This is a genomic window from Enteractinococcus fodinae (assembly GCF_031458395.1).
In the GTDB taxonomy this organism is placed as follows: Bacteria; Actinomycetota; Actinomycetes; order Actinomycetales; family Micrococcaceae; genus Yaniella; species Yaniella fodinae.
Map to the genome: position 1 here is coordinate 1,327,368 of NZ_JAVDYJ010000001.1, position 20,574 is coordinate 1,347,941.

At 57.9% G+C, this 20,574-nt stretch carries 16 protein-coding genes; 12 read left to right on the top strand and 4 right to left on the bottom strand.

Features of this window, described 5'->3' with window-relative positions; genetic code table 11:
- Positions 1-117 precede the first annotated feature (117 nt).
- Together clpX and J2S62_RS06280 are read left to right on the top strand one after the other, a co-directional pair.
- Positions 118-1,428 (top strand): ATP-dependent Clp protease ATP-binding subunit ClpX, encoded by a 1,311-nt coding sequence (gene clpX, locus J2S62_RS06275; RefSeq protein WP_310172660.1) that lies wholly within the window; start codon positions 118-120, stop codon positions 1,426-1,428.
- A 9-nt stretch (positions 1,429-1,437) separates the two neighbouring features.
- Positions 1,438-2,046 (top strand): mycothiol-dependent nitroreductase Rv2466c family protein, encoded by a 609-nt coding sequence (locus J2S62_RS06280; protein WP_310172663.1) that lies wholly within the window; start codon positions 1,438-1,440, stop codon positions 2,044-2,046.
- Positions 2,047-2,109: 63 nt separating this feature from the next.
- Here the strand turns inward: J2S62_RS06280 and valS are convergent, their stop codons facing one another.
- The gene (valS, locus tag J2S62_RS06285; RefSeq protein WP_310172666.1) at positions 2,110-4,767 is read right to left on the bottom strand and encodes a valine--tRNA ligase; all 2,658 of its coding nucleotides are present in this window, start codon (positions 4,765-4,767) and stop codon (positions 2,110-2,112) included.
- A 93-nt stretch (positions 4,768-4,860) separates the two neighbouring features.
- Between valS and J2S62_RS06290 the strand changes: the two genes are divergently transcribed.
- Positions 4,861-5,631 carry an SDR family oxidoreductase gene (locus J2S62_RS06290; protein ID WP_310172670.1) on the top strand — a complete coding sequence of 257 codons (771 nt, stop codon included), beginning with the start codon at positions 4,861-4,863 and terminating at the stop codon, positions 5,629-5,631.
- Between the two features lie 46 nt (positions 5,632-5,677).
- On the opposite strand, the gene J2S62_RS06295 is transcribed toward J2S62_RS06290, so the two are convergent.
- Positions 5,678-6,277: a cupin domain-containing protein gene (locus tag J2S62_RS06295; protein ID WP_310172673.1), complete on the bottom strand. Its 600-nt coding sequence runs from the start codon at positions 6,275-6,277 to the stop codon at positions 5,678-5,680.
- A gap of 451 nt (positions 6,278-6,728) precedes the next feature.
- Between J2S62_RS06295 and ileS the strand changes: the two genes are divergently transcribed.
- Genes ileS through ndk form a run of 4 tightly spaced genes read left to right on the top strand, consistent with a single transcriptional unit; the run spans position 6,729 to position 12,547 of the window.
- The gene (ileS, locus tag J2S62_RS06300) at positions 6,729-10,115 is read left to right on the top strand and encodes an isoleucine--tRNA ligase (protein ID WP_407649912.1); all 3,387 of its coding nucleotides are present in this window, start codon (positions 6,729-6,731) and stop codon (positions 10,113-10,115) included.
- Entirely contained in the window at positions 10,108-11,589 is a 1,482-nt protein-coding gene (locus J2S62_RS06305; protein ID WP_310172677.1) for a bifunctional folylpolyglutamate synthase/dihydrofolate synthase, read from the top strand. The genes ileS and J2S62_RS06305 overlap by 8 nt, the downstream gene beginning before the upstream one ends.
- The gene (locus J2S62_RS06310; RefSeq protein ID WP_310172679.1) at positions 11,579-12,067 is read left to right on the top strand and encodes a DUF4233 domain-containing protein; all 489 of its coding nucleotides are present in this window, start codon (positions 11,579-11,581) and stop codon (positions 12,065-12,067) included. Before J2S62_RS06305 ends, J2S62_RS06310 begins: the two co-directional genes overlap by 11 nt.
- 60 nt (positions 12,068-12,127) lie before the next feature.
- Positions 12,128-12,547 carry a nucleoside-diphosphate kinase gene (gene ndk, locus J2S62_RS06315; protein WP_310172681.1) on the top strand — a complete coding sequence of 140 codons (420 nt, stop codon included), beginning with the start codon at positions 12,128-12,130 and terminating at the stop codon, positions 12,545-12,547.
- A 68-nt stretch (positions 12,548-12,615) separates the two neighbouring features.
- Here ndk and J2S62_RS06320 read toward each other — a convergent pair whose 3' ends face one another.
- Together J2S62_RS06320 and J2S62_RS06325 are read right to left on the bottom strand one after the other, a co-directional pair.
- The gene (locus J2S62_RS06320; protein WP_310172683.1) at positions 12,616-13,278 is read right to left on the bottom strand and encodes an NUDIX hydrolase; all 663 of its coding nucleotides are present in this window, start codon (positions 13,276-13,278) and stop codon (positions 12,616-12,618) included.
- A 7-nt stretch (positions 13,279-13,285) separates the two neighbouring features.
- A complete protein-coding gene (locus J2S62_RS06325) occupies positions 13,286-13,903 on the bottom strand; it encodes a vitamin K epoxide reductase family protein (RefSeq protein ID WP_310172688.1) in 618 nt (205 codons plus the stop codon).
- A 352-nt stretch (positions 13,904-14,255) separates the two neighbouring features.
- Here J2S62_RS06325 and J2S62_RS06330 point away from each other — a divergent pair, with 352 nt between their 5' ends.
- From J2S62_RS06330 to proB, 5 genes are all read left to right on the top strand, one after another.
- On the top strand, positions 14,256-16,967 hold the full coding sequence (locus J2S62_RS06330; protein ID WP_425557003.1) for an Rne/Rng family ribonuclease: 2,712 nt from the start codon (positions 14,256-14,258) through the stop codon (positions 16,965-16,967).
- A 161-nt stretch (positions 16,968-17,128) separates the two neighbouring features.
- The gene (gene rplU / locus J2S62_RS06335) at positions 17,129-17,437 is read left to right on the top strand and encodes a 50S ribosomal protein L21 (protein ID WP_310172694.1); all 309 of its coding nucleotides are present in this window, start codon (positions 17,129-17,131) and stop codon (positions 17,435-17,437) included.
- 35 nt (positions 17,438-17,472) lie between these two features.
- A complete protein-coding gene (gene rpmA / locus J2S62_RS06340) occupies positions 17,473-17,730 on the top strand; it encodes a 50S ribosomal protein L27 (RefSeq protein WP_310172697.1) in 258 nt (85 codons plus the stop codon).
- A 95-nt stretch (positions 17,731-17,825) separates the two neighbouring features.
- Entirely contained in the window at positions 17,826-19,391 is a 1,566-nt protein-coding gene (obgE, locus tag J2S62_RS06345; RefSeq protein WP_310172700.1) for a GTPase ObgE, read from the top strand.
- Positions 19,392-19,402: 11 nt separating this feature from the next.
- Positions 19,403-20,569 (top strand): glutamate 5-kinase, encoded by a 1,167-nt coding sequence (gene proB, locus J2S62_RS06350; RefSeq protein ID WP_310172702.1) that lies wholly within the window; start codon positions 19,403-19,405, stop codon positions 20,567-20,569.
- Positions 20,570-20,574 lie beyond the last annotated feature (5 nt).

Consider the following 20,574-nt stretch of genomic DNA (forward strand, 5'->3'; position numbering starts at 1 on the left):
AAGGCAAATACACAGGATGATCATAGACAATAACCTTATCCACGCCTGAGAGCAATGTTCCCGGGAATAGACTCCGAACCAATTATGCTGAACTAGTCAGGTTCATAAGGAGAAGAAATGGCTCGAATCGGAGAATCGGCAGATCTGCTGAAGTGCTCCTTCTGCGGTAAAACGCAAAAACAGGTGCGAAAGCTCATCGCAGGCCCAGGGGTCTATATTTGCGACGAATGCATCGAACTGTGTAACGAAATCATTGAAGAAGAGCTGGCCGAGGTCACCGAGAGCAGCGAGTTCACTCTCCCCACTCCGCAGGAGATTTACTCCCATCTTGATGAATACGTCATTGGTCAAGAGCACGCCAAGGCAGCTCTTTCGGTGGCTGTGTATAACCACTACAAGCGTGTTCATGCACAAGACAACATTAAATCTTCGATGCGGGAAGCCTTTGGCACCGACGTTGACTTTTCTCACCTCGAAGACGTTGAAATCGGCAAGTCCAACATTATGCTCGTGGGCCCCACCGGTTCTGGCAAGACCTACTTGGCCCAGACCCTGGCGCGGAAACTTGATGTCCCATTCATCGTCGCCGACGCCACCTCACTCACCGAGGCTGGATACGTTGGTGAAGACGTCGAGAACATCCTGCTCAAACTCATCCAAGCCGCTGACAACGATGTGTCCAAAGCCGAGCGTGGCATTATCTACATCGATGAGATCGACAAAATTTCGCGGAAATCAGAGAACCCTTCGATCACGCGCGACGTTTCTGGTGAAGGTGTCCAACAGTCGCTGCTGAAAATCCTGGAAGGTACCGTAGCATCCGTGCCACCACAAGGTGGACGCAAACATCCACACCAGGAATTCCTCGAACTGGATACTTCGAACATCTTGTTCATTGTCGCTGGTGCGTTTGCCGGTCTTGATGACATTATCGATGCGCGTGCCGGACAGAAATCCATCGGCTTCGGAGCGCCACTCAAGGTCGCTGGGGCTGATGACGGACCATCATTTACCGATGTACAACCAGAAGACCTCATCAAATTCGGTTTGATCCCGGAGTTTATCGGTCGTCTGCCAGTCATTACCGCAGTCGACTACCTCGACGAAGCGTCCCTGATTCGCGTGCTCACTGAGCCCAAGAATGCGTTGAGCAAGCAGTACCAGAAGATGTTCGCGTTGGACGGCGTCCAACTGGAGTTCGACGAGGGCGCACTGGAAGCTATTGTTGCCAAAGCTGAAGCACGTGGCACCGGTGCTCGTGGCCTCCGGTCTATCATTGAAGACGTTCTGCAACCCGTGATGTTTGAATTACCATCCCGCGACGATATCGCTCAGGTGACCATTACCAAGGAAACCGTCGAAGGAACCGGCCAACCGGTGATGGTCTCACGAGAAGTTGCTCGGAAACGTCGTAATAAGTCTGCATAAGGAGACACGTTGACACAAACCGTCAAGTTTTGGTTCGACCCAGCATGCCCATTCGCCTGGATTACTTCACGGTGGATCACCGAAGTAGAAAAAGTTCGCGACATTAACGTTGACTTCAACGTCATCTCGTTGGGCGTCCTCAACGAAGACAAACAAGATCAAGACGATCCGGGCACCAAAGCCCTCTGGCAGGGCGCACGCGTGGCGCTTGCCGTACGCGAACGCCACGGGGCGGACAAGGTAGCAGAGTTCTATACTGCCGTCGGCACCCGCGTGCATAACGAAGGCTACGGAACCGACCGCTACGATGAGGCGCTGCCGGAAGCACTCGAAGAAATTGGCGTCACAGATGCCGATGAAATCCTCGACGAGGCCACCAAGAGCACCCACGACGAGGGCTTGCGAGAATCCACGAAAGAAGCTCTGTCACTAGTAGGAGACGACGTCGGCACCCCGATCATCGTCATTGGCGACAATGGGTTCTTCGGCCCGGTCATGACCCGGATTCCGCGCGGCGAAGAAGCCGGAAAGATCTGGGACGGATTCAGCACACTCGTGGAATACCCAGCCTTCTCCGAACTCAAACGCGCACGCGACGGAGAACTCGACTTTAGCTAACACGCTCTCGACCAAAATGCCCCGCCGGTTTGATAACCGGCGGGGCATTTTGCGTCTTGACGCTTACTCAGCGACTGCTAATTCAATCTCTGTCAATCGCATATCAACAACCTCATCATCGTCAGAGGTGACGGCCTCCCCGGTCTCCAGGGAGAGATCGCTGACGTTCCCAGCTGCTCGCAGATCGTCTAATCCCGCGCGCAGTTCTGCCAGCCGATCCTCGGTTGCAGTAATTGTCGCGGTGAGCACCTCAGTGCGTTGCTTGACCTTCGCATCCGACTTGGCTTTCCGAATCCGCGAGATCGCCCGAGTAACCGTGGTCAGCACCCCGGCATCACCGGTTTTGGCTGCAGCAGTAATCCCGGCAAGTTCGGTTTCAAGACCAGGCCAGCTCGCCGCATGCACCGATCCGTGACGCCACCAGGACCACACCTCATCGGTGGCAAAAGGCTGGAAGGGTGCCATCAGACGCAGCAGCGCATCCAGGGCAGTGGCCAAGGTGGCCACCACTGAGGCTTGTTCGGCTTCACCCCGGGATCCGTAGGCACGGTCCTTGATGAGCTCAATGTAGTCATCGGTGAAGTGCCAGAAGAAGGTCTCCACCAGATTCAGGGTGCGTGCGTAGTCGTATTTCTCAAACGAACGCGTGGCCTGAACGATCGCTTCGTGGAGCTGTGCCAGCAGGGACTGATCCAACGGGTGGGTGATGACCGCGGCATCTTCTGCGGTGCGAACGATCTTGTCCTCGGTCGCGCCCAGATTCAGCGCAAATTTCGAGGCGTTGAGTAGTTTGATCGCTAGACGGCGACCAATCTTCATTTGGTTGACCTCATAGGCCGTGTCGGCGCCCAGTCGCGCTGATGATGCCCAATAGCGGACCGCATCGGCACCAAACTGGTCCAAAATGTCCGTTGGGACCACAACGTTGCCCTTCGACTTTGACATTTTCTGGCGTTGTGGATCCAGAACCCAGCCCGATAATGCGGTGTGTTTCCACGGCACCGTATCCTGTAGCTGGTCAGCGCGCACGACGGTTGAGAACAGCCAGGTCCGGATGATGTCGTGACCCTGTGGCCGCAAATCAAAGGGGAACACATTAGCAAAGTAGTCATTATCGGTGGACCACTTGCCAATGATCTGCGGGGTCAGCGACGAGGTCGCCCAGGTGTCCAGTACGTCGGGGTCGCCCGTGAACCCACCGGGGACATCACGCTGATCGGCGCTAAAGCCTTCTGGCACGTCTTCCACCGGATCAACTGGCAGTTGGTGATCTGCCGGCACGATCGGGTTGTCATAGTCCGGTTGGCCATCGTCATTCAGGCGGTACCACAGGGGAATGGCGACACCAAAGACGCGCTGGCGAGACACCAACCAGTCACCGGTGAGGTTTTCTACCCAGTTGGTATACCGGGACTGCATGAAGCCCGGGTGCCACTCCAGTTCATCCCCGCGGCCGATGAGTTTGTTGCGCAGGTCAGCGTCGCGGCCACCGTTGCGCAGATACCACTGGCGCGAGGTGACAATCTCAAGTGGCTTGTCGCCTTTTTCGAAAAAGTTCACTGCGTGCGTGATCTTTTCGGGTTCGCCGTCGAGAAGGTTTTGTTCCTCGAGCATCTCAATGACAGCTTTTTGAGCCGAGAAAACAGTCTTACCCGCCAGCTGAGCATAGTGTTCTTGGCCGCGCTCCGAGGTAATCCATTCGGGGGTCTCCTGGGTGAAGCGTCCGTCGCGGCCAATTAATGTCCGGGTGGGCAGTTGCAGCTCGCGCCACCAGGTGATGTCGTTTTGATCGCCGAAGGTACAGACCATTGCGATGCCAGCACCCTTATCGGGCTGGGCCAGTTGGTGTGGGTAGACCTCGACCTCAACATCAAACAGGGGAGAGGTCACGGTCTTGCCGAACAGGTGCTGATAACGCTCATCGTCGGGGTGGGCGACCAGCGCGGAGCAGGCTGGCAACAGCTCTGGACGGGTGGTCTCAATGAAGATCTCTTCGCCATTGGCAGCATAAAACGCATACCGGTAGTAAGCACCCGGGACTTCCTTATCCTCGAGCTCAGCCTGTGCGACTGCCGTCTGAAAGGTGACATCCCACATCGTGGGAGCTTCGGCGTTATACGCCTGCCCGTCAGCGAGGTTTTGCAAGAATGCCCGCTGGGAGATTTCTCGCGAGTGCGCATCAATCGTGCGGTAGCTCAGGTTCCAGTCAACCGATAGTCCCAGCTGGGTGAACAGCTGCTCGTAGATCTCTTCATCTTCACGAGACTGTTCCAAGCACAGCTCAATGAAGTTCTGGCGCGAAACCACATCCCAGTCTCGGCGGTTTTTGGCCGGCTTTTCGGGCGGCTGATAGTTCGGGTCATAGGGGACCGAAGTATCGGTGCGCACCCCAAAATAGTTCTGGACGCGACGTTCGGTGGGCAACCCATTGTCATCCCATCCCATCGGGTAGAACACGTTTTTACCGCACATGCGCATGAATCGGGCGATCACATCGGTTTGGGTGTAGGAGAACACGTGACCGACGTGCAGTGAGCCCGAGGCAGTTGGGGGAGGGGTGTCAATCGAAAACACCTCCTCACGAGAGGTGTCAGGATCGTATGCATACACCCGGTCTGTTTCCCACCGGGTGCTAAATTTCTCTTCAAGTCCTTCCAAACCAACGCGATCTGGAACGGTTACCGTCTTGGGCGTGTCTGTGCCCTGAGTGTTTTCAGCCATGGCCCCCATTGTTTCATATTCCAGACGCGATGCTGGCCTCTGACGATACGGTACATATCGATATTTCGCCGACGCTGTTCTAGGGTGGAACTCATGACTTCAGCACAGCCTTCAGCCCTTGTCACCGGTGCAACATCAGGCATCGGACGTGCCACTGCCCGACATTTGGTCTCCGACGGATGGAAGGTGTTTGCCACCGGCCGTCGCGCCGAGAACTTAGATACGCTGGCTAAAGAATGCGAGCCACTGCCTGGAACGCTCATATCCGTGGTCACTGATGTCACGGATGCGACTTCTATCGATGAGCTCTATGAGACCGTCGAAGCTCAAGGTGGCGTCGATACGATCTTGAATATCGCCGGCGGGGCTATGGGGGCCGAGCCGATCGCCGATGCCAATATTTCCGACTGGGAGTGGATGATTGAAACCAACGTGCTGGGGTCCCTTCGGGTGATCCAAAAGTTCCTACCCATGTTGCGGGCCCACGGTGCCGGAACCATCTTAAATCTGACCTCCACCGCGGGCGTCGTTGCTTACGAAGGCGGTGCCGGATACAACGCAGCGAAATTCGGTCAGCACGCGCTTACCGGTGCGCTGCGCCTCGAGGAAGCCGAACACAACATCCGTGTGATCGAGGTGTTGCCCGGGTTGGTCAAAACTGAAGAATTTGCGGTCAAACGCATGCGCGGCGACGAATCCAAAGCAGCCAATGTCTACGCAGGCGTAGCAGAACCACTCACCGCCGAAGACGTCGCCGATGTGTGTGCCTATGCGGTGAACCTGCCCCACCACATCAACCTGGATGAAATTGTGATGCGCCCGGTGAAACAGGCGGCCCAGCACAAGCTCATTCGCGACGCATAGCTCTTACATACTTTGGGCACCTGCCGGACAGCAGGTGCCCACCTTGTCACATCGATGCCAGGTCCGTGCTGGCGTGGAAGTATTTGTCTTCCAGACGCCGCTTGATCCCGGTCTTACGGGCCACCCATGCGAGCCCTTCGAAGACCGGGTTCAGCACCCGAGCCGCCCCCGCCAGATGCGTATCAGACTCCACAATAAATAATGCCGCATGCAGCGGATTTTTGGGTCGCAGGTCGGGCTTGGTGAGCCCATCGGCGGCCATGTTATGCAGCATCATAATCCATTTCTCAAAGCCGGCATGGGCCGGTCGCAGTTCTACGATGCCAGTGACTGGTTGCGTGAGCGGACCCCACCCGTGCACTACCCGCGGAGGGATGACGTACTCCTTGCCGAGTTCTATATCGACGCGCTGATCGCCGATCCGACCCTCGCCGGCGCCGTCGAAAACTTTGAAGGTCTCGGTATACTGCGTGTGATAATGCGCGAAGACTAAATAGTCCAGATTGGTTTCGACATATATCAAACCGTACTCGCCGTTCGTCTCCTGACCGGTGCGAAGCCAGGTCAGTGCTCCGGTGGTTTGCCGGTGTCCGTATGTGGCACGACCGGTGCGCATCTCGGTGACCTGATCTAACGTCCATTCCATGACTCTCGCCCCCAACGGTTAGAACTGAATATGTTGGTGGACCCAGGCTCCCACACGGTTCCCGTGGCTTAATTTTCCTCCCGTGGCGCGGAACGTGTCAACAAAAACAAGCGCATTGGATCTGGGATCCTCAGTGGCCGGGAGCGTCTCAAAACCCTGGACCCGCAGCCGATTCAGTGGGCTTGTCATCTGAGCGCCAAAGCACGTGAAGCCCGTGGTTCCCCTGGTGAAAAGTGTTGTAAGATGGTTGCGATTGCGCAGCGATCCGACCATCATCGGGGAGCGCTTCGGAAGAACCGCAGCATTGCACACAGCTGCCTAGTAGAACCGAACGGGTCAGCCCGTCACAGCTGCAATAAGCGATCTTGGAGTCCCAAGATAAGCAGGGTGGTACCGCGCCGTGAGGCGTCCTTGCACAACATATGACGACGTCGATGCAAGGAAGGTAACTGTGTACCCTCTGGCAAGTTCCCATCATGATTGGGTCAAAACCGGATCTACGCCATCCACCCCAAATTTGCCCGCCATCGAGGAGCTCATCCTCAAATACTGGGACGCCGACGGTACTTTCCAGGCCTCGATCGACAATCGCCCCGCAGCAGTCGATGGCGACAACAACGAATTCGTGTTCTATGACGGCCCACCGTTTGCCAACGGCCTGCCGCACTATGGCCACCTGCTGACCAGCTACGTCAAGGACCTTGTGGCCCGCTACCAGACCCAGCAGGGACGCAGGGTCGAGCGGCGCTTCGGGTGGGATACTCACGGTCTGCCAGCCGAACTCGAAGCCATGAAACAACTCGGCATGACTGATAAAGCCGAGATCGAGCAGATGGGGATCGATAAATTCAACGACGCCTGCCGTGCTTCCGTGCTGGAATATACCCAGGAATGGGAAGAGTACATCAACCGCATGGGTCGCTGGGTCGATTTCGAAAACGACTATAAAACCCTGAACCCCTCGTTTATGGAATCCGTCATCTGGGCCTTTAAGAGCCTGTACGATCGCGGACTCACCTACCGTGGTTTCCGGGTGCTGCCGTACTGCTGGAATGACGAAACGCCACTGTCCAACCACGAACTGCGCATGGACGATGACGTCTACCAAATGCGCCAAGACCCCTCGGTCACCGTTCAATTCAAGATCACCGGGCTGCCAGCCAATCCTGAGCTGATCCCTGCCGGGGGTGCGACCCAAGAGATCGCAGACGCCCTGACCGGTGTTGGCGTGCTGGCCTGGACGACCACTCCCTGGACGCTGCCAACCAACTTCTCCGTGGCCGCCGGACCGGAGATTGAATACGCCGTGGTCCCCGTGGTGACCCCCGAAACCGACACGTTTAGCGCCGACAAGGTACTGCTGGCCTCGGATCGGGTTCGCGCGCACGCCAAGATGCTCGGCTACGAAGACGGTGACGCCGCCCAGGCCGCGATTGAAGCAACCTACACCGGTGCACAGCTGGCCGGCCTGGTCTATGAGCCGCTGTTTAGCTACTTCGTTGACGCCGAAACCTACGGCACCGAAAACGCGTTCCGCATCCTGGCTGATGACTACGTGACCACCGAAGACGGTACCGGCCTGGTCCACCAGGCGCCCGCTTACGGTGAAGAAGACCAACGCGTCAACGAAGCCCACGGCATCCCCGTTGTCCTCTCGGTCGATGAAGGCGCCAAGTTCCTGCCGCTGTTCGCCGACGAAACCGTTGGTGGCGGAGCGCTCAAAGACATCGCCGGCGTGCAAGTTTTTGAAGCCAACCGCACCATCATCCGGGCCCTGCGCGCCCAAGGCTCGCTGCTGGGCGAACAATCCTACGAGCACTCCTACCCACACTGCTGGCGCTGCCGCACCCCACTGATCTACCGGGCCATCACCTCGTGGTACGTCAAAGTCACCGACTTCAAAGACGACATGCTGCGCCACAACGAAGACATCAACTGGATCCCCGGCAACGTCAAACACGGCCAGTTCGGCAAGTGGCTGGAAAACGCTCGCGACTGGTCCATCTCACGCAACCGGTACTGGGGTTCACCGATCCCCGTGTGGGAATCCGATGACCCAAACTATCCGCGCCTCGAGGTCTACGGCTCGCTGGAAGAAATCGAAGCAGCCTTCGGTGAGCTACCACGTAATGCCGATGGCGAGGTCGACCTGCACCGGCCCTGGATCGACGAACTGGTCCGCCCCAACCCGGATGACCCCACCGGCAAATCCATGATGCGCCGCGTCGAAGACGTCCTGGATGTGTGGTTCGACTCCGGGTCAATGCCATACGCCCAAGTCCACTACCCAATGAAGAATAAGGACTGGTTCGACACCCACAACCCGGCCGACTTCATTGTCGAATACATCGGCCAGACCCGCGGCTGGTTCTACACGATGCACGTATTAGGCACCGCACTGTTTGACCGCCCGGCCTTCAAAAACGTCATCTCCCACGGGATTGTGCTGGGTTCCGACGGCAATAAGATGTCCAAATCGTTGCAGAACTACCCGGACGTCAACGAAGTGCTTGACCGGGACGGATCCGACGCGATGCGTTGGTTCCTGATGGCCTCACCCATCCTGCGCGGTGGCAACCTCGTCGTCACCGAAGAAGGCATCCGCGAAGCGGCCCGCCAAGCGATCCTGCCGGCTTGGAACGTGTGGCACTTCTTCAGCCTCTACGCCAATTCAGCAACCGACGGTGGCAAACGCCCCGAAGGCTATAAAGCCCAGTTGCGATATGAGTCCACCGATCCATTAGACCAGTACATCCTGGCAGCCACCGGCACCATGTTGCGCGACGTCAAAAGCTCGCTGGATGATTACAACGTCTCCGGTGCCACCGAAGCTATCCGCCGGTACATGGAGACCATGACCAACTGGTACATCCGGCGTTCCCGTCAGCGGTTCTTCGCCGAAGACACCCAGGCGCTGGACACCCTCTACACCGTGCTGGAAGCCTTCGTTCGGGCCGCAGCCCCGCTGATGCCGTTCGTAGCCGAAGAAATCTGGCGCGGTCTGACCGGCGGACGGTCGGTGCACATGACGGATTACCCGGACGCGGACCTGTTCCCCTCCGGTGACGACGCCACCCAGTTGCAAGAAACCATGGAACTGGTGCGGACCATCGCCTCATCCGCGTCATCGCTGCGCAAGGGCGCCAACCGTCGCGTCCGGTTGCCACTAGCAGAACTGACCGTGGTCGTACCCGAGGTCGAACGCTTCACCCAAGCCTTCACCGATATCCTGGCGGACGAACTGAACTTGAAAAACATCAAGCTCGTAGATGTCGCCAACACTTCGGCCGAAGACTTCGGCATCTCCCAACAGTTGACCGTCAACGCTCGCGAGGCCGGCCCACGCCTGGGTAAAGATGTCCAAACGGTCATTAAGGCCTCGAAGTCCGATGACTGGAAGGTGACCGATGACGGCACCGTGATCGCCGGTGGGATCGCCTTGGAGCCCGCCGAGTACGAGCTGTCCACCGTGGTCGAAGACGACCCAGACAACCCGGAAACTGCTGTCGCGGTCATCCCGTCGGGATTCGTGATCCTCAATACGGCCGTGGATGAAACCCTGGCCGCCGAGGGTGCCGCACGTGACGTCATACGCGCGGTACAGTCGGCGCGTCGCGACGCGCAACTGGACGTCTCCGACCGAATCCAGACCGTCATCACCGGACCACAAGCCGTTATCGATGCCATCAGTGCCCACGAAGCCCTGATCAGCAACGAGACCTTATCCCTGCAGGTGACATTTGAACCCACCGAGGCCCCTGATCCGCGCGAGACGATCGCCGATGACGCGACCAAGTCCGTAGACGTAACCGTCATGAAAGCTAACGCGAATGTTTGATACCGCCCAACAGGTCTATGAACACCTGTTATCGCGGGCTCCCGAAAATAAAATGGAGCCCAGAATGCAGCCCATGCGCGACATCATGTCCTTGCTGGGCGAGCCCCAAACCAGTGCTCCGGTCATTCATCTGACCGGCACCAACGGCAAAACCACCACGGCACGCATCATCGAACAGGTGTTGATCGCTCACGGGCTGCGCACCGGACGCTATACGTCGCCGCACCTGACCAAGGTCACCGAACGCATCAGCATTGATGGCCAACCGGTCGACGATGACACGTTCGTGCGGATCTTCAATGAGATCGCCCCGCTGCTAGAGATCGTCGATGCGCAACTTGAAGCCGAAGGCGAGCAGAAACTCACCTACTTTGAGACCGTGACCGCACTGGGCTTTGCTATCTTTGCCGACGCTCCGGTGGATGTCATGGTTTTGGAAGTCGGGCTGGGTGGGATCACGGATGCCACCAACGTCGCTGACGCCCAGGTCTCGGTGGTCACCCCGATTGCGGTGGACCACGCCGAGCTGCTCGGCGATACCCCCGGTGAAATCGCGGTCGAAAAAGCCGGAATTATTAAAGACCACGGGTATCTGATCTCAGCTGCCCAAGATCCTGAAGCCGCTCAGGTGTTACTTGAGGCTGCTCGCGCCAAGCACGCCAACTTCAAGTTTGAAAACATCGAGTTCGGCGTCACCCACCGCAGTGTTGCCGTTGGTGGCCAGCAGGTCTCGATTCAAGGCCTGGCCGCAGACTACAACAACATGTTTCTGCCGCTGCACGGCGCCCACCAGGTCCAGAATCTCGCGGTGGCCATCGCCGCGCTCGAGGCCTTCATGGGTGGCGGTGACCAACCGTTGAACCAGGACATCCTGCAAGACGGGCTGGCCCAAGTGACCAGCCCGGGTCGACTGGAATTGTTGCGTACCAACCCTTCATTGGTCGTGGACGCCGCGCACAACCCACACGGCATCGAGGCCACCGCTTCAACCATCCGAGAAACCTTCAACTTCTCAGCCCTTGGTTTGGTCGTGGGGATCCTCGATGACAAAGACGCCCTCGGTGTGCTCAACGCGCTGTTCGACCACTTCGGAGACGACGTTGAACACTTGGCCATCACCAAATCCAACTCACCGCGCGCCATCAGCCCCGAAGACCTGACCGAAATCGCACTGGACGCCGGCTGGGATGAAGACCATATCTTCACCACCGATTCGGTCGTGGATGCGATCGGCTGGGCCGTCCGGGGAGTCCGAGAACAAGACTCCCAGATTCAAGACGCCGGTCGCACCCTGATGGCTGGTACCGGGGGAGCCGGGGTCCTGGTGACCGGCTCGATTACCCTGGTTGGCCAGGTCCGCGACCTGCTGGGCACCGATGCCACCGCCACCGATGCCACGGTAGAAATCGACGACCACGACGACTTGAGTGCTTTCTTCGCCGACGAGGACCAGGAGGATGACGATGAGTCCTGAACAAGCCGACAACACCAATCGGGAATCCTGGCGCCCGGAACGCGAAACCAAAGCACAACGCGAATGGCAGCCCGGTCAACCCAAAAAAGAACGCTCCGTGATGGTGTTGTTCACCTCGACCGTGCTGTTGGGCGAAGCATTTGTTATCGCCTTTTTTGGCCTGATGCTCTACGGTCTGAACCAAGACGAGGGCGGCCTATGGATGCTCATCGGGGCGCTCGTGTTCGCGCTCATCACCGGAGCCGCCGCACGCTTCGTCACCAAACCCGCCGGCCTCGTCTTCGGCTGGATTATCCAAGCGGTCCTAATCGCTTCGGGCTTTTTAGAGCCCTTTGGATTCCTCGTGGGCATCGCCTTCGCCGCTGCCTGGTGGTACGCGGTGGTCAAAGGCAAACAAATCGATCGCGAGAAGCAACAACGGGCTGCTGAAGAGAAAGCCTGGCGGCGTGAACACGGTGTGGAAGCAACCGACGATTAGGTATGATCGTAGACGGCAGCGTGACCGCGCTGTCCAAAGCCCTGGATGATTGAGGTAGATATGAGCCAGCCTGAACGCACACTTGTACTCGTGAAGCCTGATGGCGTGGAACGTGGACTGACCGGTGAAATTCTGGCGCGCATCGAGCGCAAAGGTTACACCATTGTCGAGCTGCTCATGCTCAACGCTACCCACCAGATGCTTGCCGAGCACTACGAAGAACACGAAGGCAAAGAGTTCTTTGAACCCCTCGTGAATTTCATGGCTTCTGGACCGCTCGTCGCTGCCGTGATCGAAGGCGAACGTGTCATCGAAGGGATTCGCGCGCTGGCCGGCATCTCAGACCCGACGCTTGCTGAACCCGGCACCATTCGCGGAGATTACGGTCGCGACTGGGGCGAAGGCGTGCAGAAAAACCTCATTCACGCATCGGATTCGACCCTGTCTGCCGAACGGGAGATTGAGATCTGGTTCGGCTAACCCGAAGACATTTTTAAAACCTCGCTGGCACCGCTTCTTGGCGGTGCCAGCAGGGTTTTAACGTCGGTTCACAATCCTCGAATGGGTTCAACCACCGGGTCGTGTTGCAACAGCCCTTCTATTGAGCCATATTCCAGGATGCCAGACAGTAAGAACCGGGTCGGGCTCATCAACGCGATACGTTTTGCATCAGCGTCCCGAAGGATCGATTCGATGGTCAGCCATTCAGCTGATGTGGCCTCGGTGGTGATGTTCTCAGGCACGAGGTCGTCGTCTGGAGTCGCGATATAAAAGAAGGTATCAAAGCGTTTCGGAAGACCGACCGGGGTAATGAGGTTGGCCCACGGGCGCAGAATCTGCGGTTCCAGCCCGAGGCCGGTTTCTTCCTCAACCTCGCGCAGGCCAGTGCGTAACATCATCGACGCGTTGGTCACGGCCTCCTGTGAGTTTGTCGAACCCAGGGAGGTTTTCTGCCAGCCCTTGGCATGGTTCGAAAGGATGGGGCGAACTGCTTCACCGAAATCATACTCGGCGTCCTCAGGATCCGTACGACCCCCTGGGAACACGACCGCGCCGGCGGCAAAATCCATGGTGGTTGCCCGGTGCTGCACATAGACCTCGAGCGTGTTGGCAGCCTCACGCAGCATGATCACCGAGGCAGCTTGCCGAAGCTGCACATAGGGGTGCGTGAGTTCTGGTCGGGGCATGGCATTGAATTTGTTCGCGTCCACTTGTGTCCTAAAACATTGCTTCGCCAAAGCGCAGCATGATCGATGCAGCGATCACCACGTAGAGCAGGATGATCGCGGGCCAGACGGCCGTTGTTATTATCATCTTCGTGCGTGGTGTGACTTTGATCAAGTCACGGGCGACGTTTCGCGCAAAAATAAGGACGGCGGCGGGGATCGTGACCGCCCAGATCACCATGCAGTACAGACATAACGTATTAATGACATACACGGCTTGGATCCACAGCCACAAACAGAACACCATGGCCAGACCCAAGCCAATTGAGGTCGCATGCCACCACCAATTCGCAAACCGTGCCCCGCCGACGATGGCCATACCAATGGTGATGACCACAGCGAACCCGATAATGCCGATGAACTGGTTGGGAAAGCCAAATAATGCAGCTTGCCACGACTGCATGACCGTCCCACACGAGACCCAGACACTAAAATCGCACGAGGTCAGATAGTCCGGATCCATCCATAATTGGATGCGTTCATAGGTCAACACCAGGGTGGCGCCCAGGCCGATGAGGCCTGCAATAATCAAGACCATGGCCGTGCCAAAACTGGTGGCGTACCAGGGCTGCGCTTCGGCGTCATTGGGGTTTAGTACTGCGGTATTCACCCGGCCAAGTATAGGGCTGTCAGCTGAGCAGCAGCCCAGAATAACCAGTTTTCGGTGAAAGTATGTCACAATGGGGGAGACCACACTGGGCACGCACACCCGGTGGGTCCTGCGGAAGCTTTATGGTTTGCAGGTGCGAAGGTTGATTCCATCGTGAAGATGAAGATGTATGAATCCCAGACCGCAAACTCCTGAAGTTTTTATTGAATTGTCTTGTACGCTTCTGCTGGCTCCGGCACAGACCGGTTCACTTGAGGCTTTTTCGTAGTGCGTACTCGCCACTGGCGTACGCACAACCGGATTGGCCTATGCGCGATGGGTGCGGATCGCGGATAGGCCCGGGAGGCGCAGCATGCCAGCTGCCGATAACACACAACCACAAATGAATACTGCGCAACATTCGGTCACTGCCGGCACTCCGATGCCGGATGACCCGACCGCCTTACTGTTCCAGGCCCCGGACTACTCACAGGTTCCGGTTCGTCGGCGCCAACCCGAACCCGACGATGAGCCCGAGGAAAATAATCGCGGCCAAAAGAACCGACCGCGCAAAAAACAACAGCAACAACAATCCGACCGCCGTGATCGCAACAACGACGACAACGATGACCGGAAAGATCGTCAGGACAAAAACGGCAAACATCGTAACGGGCATGACGACCGGGACGATAACGCTGATGAAGATTCCGACTCGAGAAACCAGCGACGCTCCCGCGGTAAACGTAACGACGACCAAAAGCAGCAATCAACGGACGACGAGCAACCCGTCTCACATCGTCGACGTCGACGCCGGCGCGGCAACGTTGACCTAGAAATGGATGGCGGCGGCGACGGGGACCCCGAAGATACCGTCACCCGCGTCCGTGCCCCCCGCCAAGCATCGACCTCCGGTTCAGACGAAGTCACCTCCTTGCGCGGCTCGACACGTTTAGAAGCCAAACGCCAACGACGTCGTTCGAATCGACGGGGTGGACGGCAGCGCAGCACAATCATCTCGGAAGCCGAGTTTTTGGCCCGCCGAGAATCGGTCGAACGCAAGATGTTGGTTCGCCAGCGCGAGAGCCAAATCCAAATCGCCGTGTTGGAAGATGGCATCTTCGCCGAACACTTTGTGTCCAACACCCAACAAGACTCCCTAATCGGCAACGTGTACTTGGGCAAAGTCCAAAACGTGTTGCCATCCATGGAAGCCGCATTCGTTGACATCGGTCGCGGTCGCAACGCCGTGCTCTACGCCGGTGAAGTCAACTGGGATACCGCCCAGCTCGACGGCAAAGCCAAAAAGATTGAAAACGCCCTGAAATCCGGCGACTCCGTGCTGGTCCAGGTCACCAAAGACCCAGTGGGCCACAAAGGGGCCCGTCTGACGGCACAGATCTCGCTGCCCGGGCGCTACCTGGTCTATGTCCCCAATGGTTCGATGACCGGTATCTCCCGCAAGCTGCCAGATACCGAACGCAATCGACTCAAAGCCATTCTCAAAGAGCACCTCCCGGATAAAACGGGCGTCATCGTGCGTACCGCAGCCGAGGGGATTTCCGAAGAAGAACTCCTCAATGACATCAACCGGTTGCGCAACCAGTGGGAAGAGATCGAAAAACACTCCAAGTCCAATAAGGTCTTGGCGCCAGAGCTCTTGCACTCTGAGCCCGATCTGACCATCAAGGTCGTTCGGGACGTCTTCAACGAAGACTTCACCAAAATGCTGGTCGAAGGTGAAGAAGTCTGGGACAAGATCCAGGCCTACGTCACCTATGTCGCCCCAGATCTTGTCGATCGCTTAGAGCAATGGGATCCGAAAGCCTTCAACGGGGCGGACCTGTTTGGCCACTACCGGATAGATGAGCAACTCCATAAGGCACTGGACCGGAAGGTCAATTTGCCATCGGGTGGTTCATTAGTCTTTGACCGCACCGAAGCGATGACCGTCGTTGACGTCAACACCGGGAAATTCACCGGTTCCGGGGGCAACCTCGAAGAGACTGTGACCAAGAACAACTTGGAGGCCGCCGAAGAGATCGTTCGTCAGCTTCGGCTGCGCGACATTGGGGGCATCATCGTCATCGACTTCATTGACATGGTCTTAGAGTCCAACCGCGACCTCGTTGTTCGTCGGTTGGTCGAATGCCTTGGCCGAGACCGCTCCCGCCACCAGGTCGCCGAAGTGACCTCGCTGGGCTTGGTCCAAATGACGCGCAAACGCATGGGAACCGGTTTGGTCGAAGTGTTTTCCCACACCTGTGAGCACTGTGCAGGGCGCGGCATCATTGTCCATGACGAGCCCATCGAACGTGGCAAACCTTATGAGACTGCAGCGCAGCGCCGCCGTGGCGGCGAGGCCGGGACTCGTCGCAGCCGGCGTCGGCAAGCCAATGACCAGCACCAAGAGCAGGACACCTCCTCGGACCAGCAGCCAGACGAAAAGGCTGAAAAAACCCGTAGTGCGATGGCTTCGATCGCCGCTGCCACACTGGACGACAATGAGGGCCAGGACGATGCTGAGCAGCAGCAAACTGATCACCAAAAGCAGTCGAGCAATCAGAAGCAGTCCGGGCACAAGAACGGGACCTCGCGTCGTCGTCGCAGAAGTGACCGCGGACGTGGTGACGCCACAGAAGATACCCAGCAAGAGTCCAAGGCGGAACAACCAGAGCAGGCCGAATCTGGCGATAAAGGTGAGCGTCAGTCACGGTCGGGCCGGAAACGTCGCCGCGCTGTAGCGCCGCAACAACACAGCGCACCTGCTCAGGAGCAGACACCAGCTGCTGAAACCAAGGCGGAGCAGCAACCTGCGGTTGAAGCCAAGGTCAAAGCTGAGCAGCCTGCTGCGGCGCAACCCGCGGAAGAGAAGGCTGCACCGAAACGTCGGCGCGCAGCCAGCTCACCGACCGGTGCAACGCATATCCGGCAGGCTTCTGGTCAGACAGCACAACAAGGCAAGACTTTTGCCGCCAGTGTTGACGATCAGGCACCCGCCCAAGAAAAGCCGGTGAAGTCGTCGGCCATTCTGGGGGTTGGGGTTTCTGCTGAAGAGATCTCCTCACCTGGAACCCCGCGGGAATGATCAATTTGGATCACGAGGCAAAAACCGATAGACTACCTGTTTGGTGCTGTGAAACCTGGCAGATGGTGTCCCATATCGGCAACTTGTCTCGTGAGCCAAGACCCTCAGGTGTTTAAACAGCTGATTAAATTTTTGATTAACGTCGAGAGAAGTGAGTCCACATGGCATACGCGATAGTACGCGCTGGCGGACGCCAGGAAAAAGTCTCTGAAGGAGACTTGGTAGTCCTCGATCGCCAAGCAGCAGACGTCGGAAGCTCCATTGAGCTGCCAGCCCTGATGCTGGTTGACGGCGACAAGATTACCTCAGATAAAAAAGATCTGGAAAACGTCAAAGTTTCCGCTGAGGTGCTCGAGCACACCCGTGGCAAGAAAATTGTCATCCAGAAGTACAAGAACAAGACCGGTTACAAGAAACGCCAGGGTCACCGTCAGGACCAGACCCGCGTGAAGATCACCGAAATCAAGTAAACTGTTTTCGGGTCAACTCGTAAAGGATTTAACTCATGGCAACAAAAAAAGGTGCTAGTTCCACACGTAACGGTCGTGACTCTAACCCCAAGTTTCTTGGTGTGAAACGTTTTGGCGGCCAGGTCGTTAACGCCGGTGAAATCTTGGTCCGCCAGCGCGGCACCAAATTCCACCCGGGTCGTAACGTCGGTGTTGGCAAAGACCACACCCTGTTCGCACTTCAGAACGGTGCTGTTGAATTCGGCAACCGTCGCGGACGCAAAGTTGTGGATATCGTCCCAACTGAAGCCTAAGAAGCTTTTCGTTTTCTAACGCTCCAGCGGGGGCGGACCAGGCCCCTGGTCCGCCCCCGCTTTGAGTTTCAATACATACGCACGGAGGAATCCACATGTCACAATTCATTGACCGGGTGACCATTCATGCCACCGCGGGCAACGGTGGCCACGGAGAAACCTCGGTGCGCCGCGAAAAATTCAAGCCGTTAGGTGGACCCGACGGTGGCAATGGTGGCCACGGCGGCGACGTCGTGATCGTCGCCGACCCTGATGTCACCACACTGCTGGACTACCACCACCGGCCCCACCGGAACGCGTCCAACGGCGAGCCCGGCAAGGGAGATTTACGCCACGGCAAAAACGGTGAAACACTCTACCTACCCGTGCCCGTGGGCACCGTAATCAAAGATCTCGACGGCAACATCTTGCACGACCTGGTGGTCCCGCACGAAGAAATCATCTTGGCGCACGGCGGCACCGGGGGAGCGGGGAACGCTTCACTGGCCTCGCCGAAACGCAAAGCACCGGGATTCTCGCTGCTGGGTATCCCCGGTGAAGAACGCAGTGTCGTGCTGGAACTGAAAACAGTCGCCGATATTGCGCTGGTGGGATTCCCCTCAGCAGGGAAGTCCTCGTTGATCGCCGCGATCTCTGCAGCCCGACCCAAGATCGCCGACTACCCCTTCACCACGCTGGTGCCCAACCTCGGTGTCGTCGACGCCGGCGGCATCCGGTTCACCGTGGCTGATGTGCCCGGACTGATCCCCGGGGCGTCTGAAGGAAAGGGCCTTGGCCTGGAATTCTTGCGGCACGTAGAACGCACGCACGCACTCGTACACGTGCTGGACGCCGGGACGCTAGAATCCGATCGGGACCCGATTTCGGATTTCGAGGCTCTTGAAAAAGAACTCGCAGCCTATGCGGTCGAGCCTATTCTGACCGAGGGTGGCGAACAACTCATCCCACTGCTAGATCGCCCTCAACTGGTGGCCATCAATAAGACCGACCTGCCAGACGGGCAGGCCATGGCCGATATGACCCGGGCCGAGCTCGAATCCCGCGGTCTACGCGTTTTCGAAATTTCGGCGGTGTCCCGCAAAGGTCTCAATGAGCTGAAGTACGCGATGGCCCAACTCGTGACCGAGGCCCGCGACCAGCTGGCCGATGCAGTAGAAGCTCAACAACAACAGCCGGCCACCATCACCATCGAACCACAACACCGCCGTCGCGGAGCGAAACCCCACCAGTTCACCCTGGTCAAAGAAGAACGCGGCCTACAACCGTTGTTCCGTATTCGCGGTGAAACTCCCGAGCGCTGGGTGGCCCAAACGAACTTCGACAACGACGAAGCCGTCGGTTATTTGGCCGACCGACTCGAGCGTCTTGGTATCGAGAAAGCGCTGTTCAACGCCGGAGCATTACCCGGCGATGCCGTGGTCATCGGTGACGATGAATCCGGTGTGGTCTTTGATTGGGAACCAACCATGACCACCGGGGCAGAACACCTGGCAGGACCCCGAGGTCAAGACGTGCGCTTCGAGGAGCGCCAACGTCCGACCCGCGAAGAAAAACGCCACGACTACGCTGAGCGGAAAGCCGCTCGAGCCGCAACTCAAGCCGAAATGGAAGAAGAACGACGCTCCGGGTTGTGGACCGACGACGAAACCACCAACGACTAGAAAGCCACCTTGTGTCCACGCCCAACCTGTCAACCCCCAACCCGGTCACCAATCGCGCCCAGCTTCGCTTCGCGCGACGCATCGTGGTCAAAATTGGGTCCTCATCGCTAACCGATGGTCAGGGGAGCGTCTCCATCCCTGCGATCGACGCCCTCACGCGCGTGGTCGGTCAGTTGTATCACGGGGGAGCACAAGTTGTTTTAGTCTCCTCTGGTGCGATAGCTGCCGGCTTCAGGCCACTCGGACTGGAGAAACGACCCAAAGACTTAGCCACCCAACAAGCTGCAGCCGCAGTCGGCCAGAGCCGCCTGATGGCCCAGTATTCTGAATCGTTTTGGAAGCACTCCATCAGTGTCGCCCAGGTGTTGCTAACCGCCGAAGATCTTATGCGGCGCACCCAATACAACAACGCGTTTCGTAGCCTCAACCGCCTGCTGAACCTCGGGATCGTGCCGGTGGTCAATGAAAATGACGCGGTGGCCACGCACGAAATTCGGTTCGGCGATAACGATCGCCTTGCCGCGTTAGTCGCCTCGGTCGTCAAAGCCGACGCCCTGTTGATGCTCACCGACGTGGATGCCCTCTATGACGGACCCCCAACCGAGGCCGGGGCACGCCGTATCGCCAACGTTTCAGCCGATGCCAACCTGTCCCATATTTCGGTGGGGGATAGCGGCTCGGCCATCGGCACCGGTGGCATGGTGACAAAGCTCCAAGCGGCCTCGATTGCCACTGATGCTGGCATCCCGACGTTCTTGACATCGGCAGAAAACGCACAAGCCGCTATTGATGGCCAAGACATCGGGACGTGGTTTGCTTCTCGGGGGGAACGGAAATCTGCCCGCAACGCCTGGCTGGCACACATGGCGGTCTCCCGGGGCCGGATCATGATCGATGACGGCGCGGTGGAAGCCATCACTGTTCGACGCCGGTCGCTCTTGCCGGCGGGGCTTATCGGTGTTACGGGGACGTTTGAGTCGGGCGATGTGGTAGAAATCGTGAACTCGCACGGTACTGTGGTGGCCCGCGGGCTGACGAACTACTCGGTGACCGAGCTGCCGGCAATGGTTGGCAAATCCACCCAACAGCTGCGCGAAGAACTCGGCCCAGAATACGATCGCGTTGTGGTGCACACCGATGACACGGTCATCGTGAAGCAGACGACACTGACCAGTTAACACAC

Bases quoted from the DNA above. Each gene is read 5' to 3' on its own strand.
- valS (WP_310172666.1), bottom strand. From the start codon at position 4,767: ATGGCTGAAAACACTCAGGGCACAGACACGCCCAAGACGGTAACCGTT.
- J2S62_RS06330 (WP_425557003.1), top strand. From the start codon at position 14,256: ATGCCAGCTGCCGATAACACACAACCACAAATGAATACTGCGCAACAT.
- rplU (WP_310172694.1), top strand. From the start codon at position 17,129: ATGGCATACGCGATAGTACGCGCTGGCGGACGCCAGGAAAAAGTCTCT.
- J2S62_RS06290 (WP_310172670.1), top strand. From the start codon at position 4,861: ATGACTTCAGCACAGCCTTCAGCCCTTGTCACCGGTGCAACATCAGGC.
- clpX (WP_310172660.1), top strand. From the start codon at position 118: ATGGCTCGAATCGGAGAATCGGCAGATCTGCTGAAGTGCTCCTTCTGC.
- rpmA (WP_310172697.1), top strand. From the start codon at position 17,473: ATGGCAACAAAAAAAGGTGCTAGTTCCACACGTAACGGTCGTGACTCT.
- ndk (WP_310172681.1), top strand. From the start codon at position 12,128: ATGAGCCAGCCTGAACGCACACTTGTACTCGTGAAGCCTGATGGCGTG.
- J2S62_RS06310 (WP_310172679.1), top strand. From the start codon at position 11,579: ATGAGTCCTGAACAAGCCGACAACACCAATCGGGAATCCTGGCGCCCG.
- J2S62_RS06295 (WP_310172673.1), bottom strand. From the start codon at position 6,277: ATGGAATGGACGTTAGATCAGGTCACCGAGATGCGCACCGGTCGTGCC.
- obgE (WP_310172700.1), top strand. From the start codon at position 17,826: ATGTCACAATTCATTGACCGGGTGACCATTCATGCCACCGCGGGCAAC.
- J2S62_RS06305 (WP_310172677.1), top strand. From the start codon at position 10,108: ATGTTTGATACCGCCCAACAGGTCTATGAACACCTGTTATCGCGGGCT.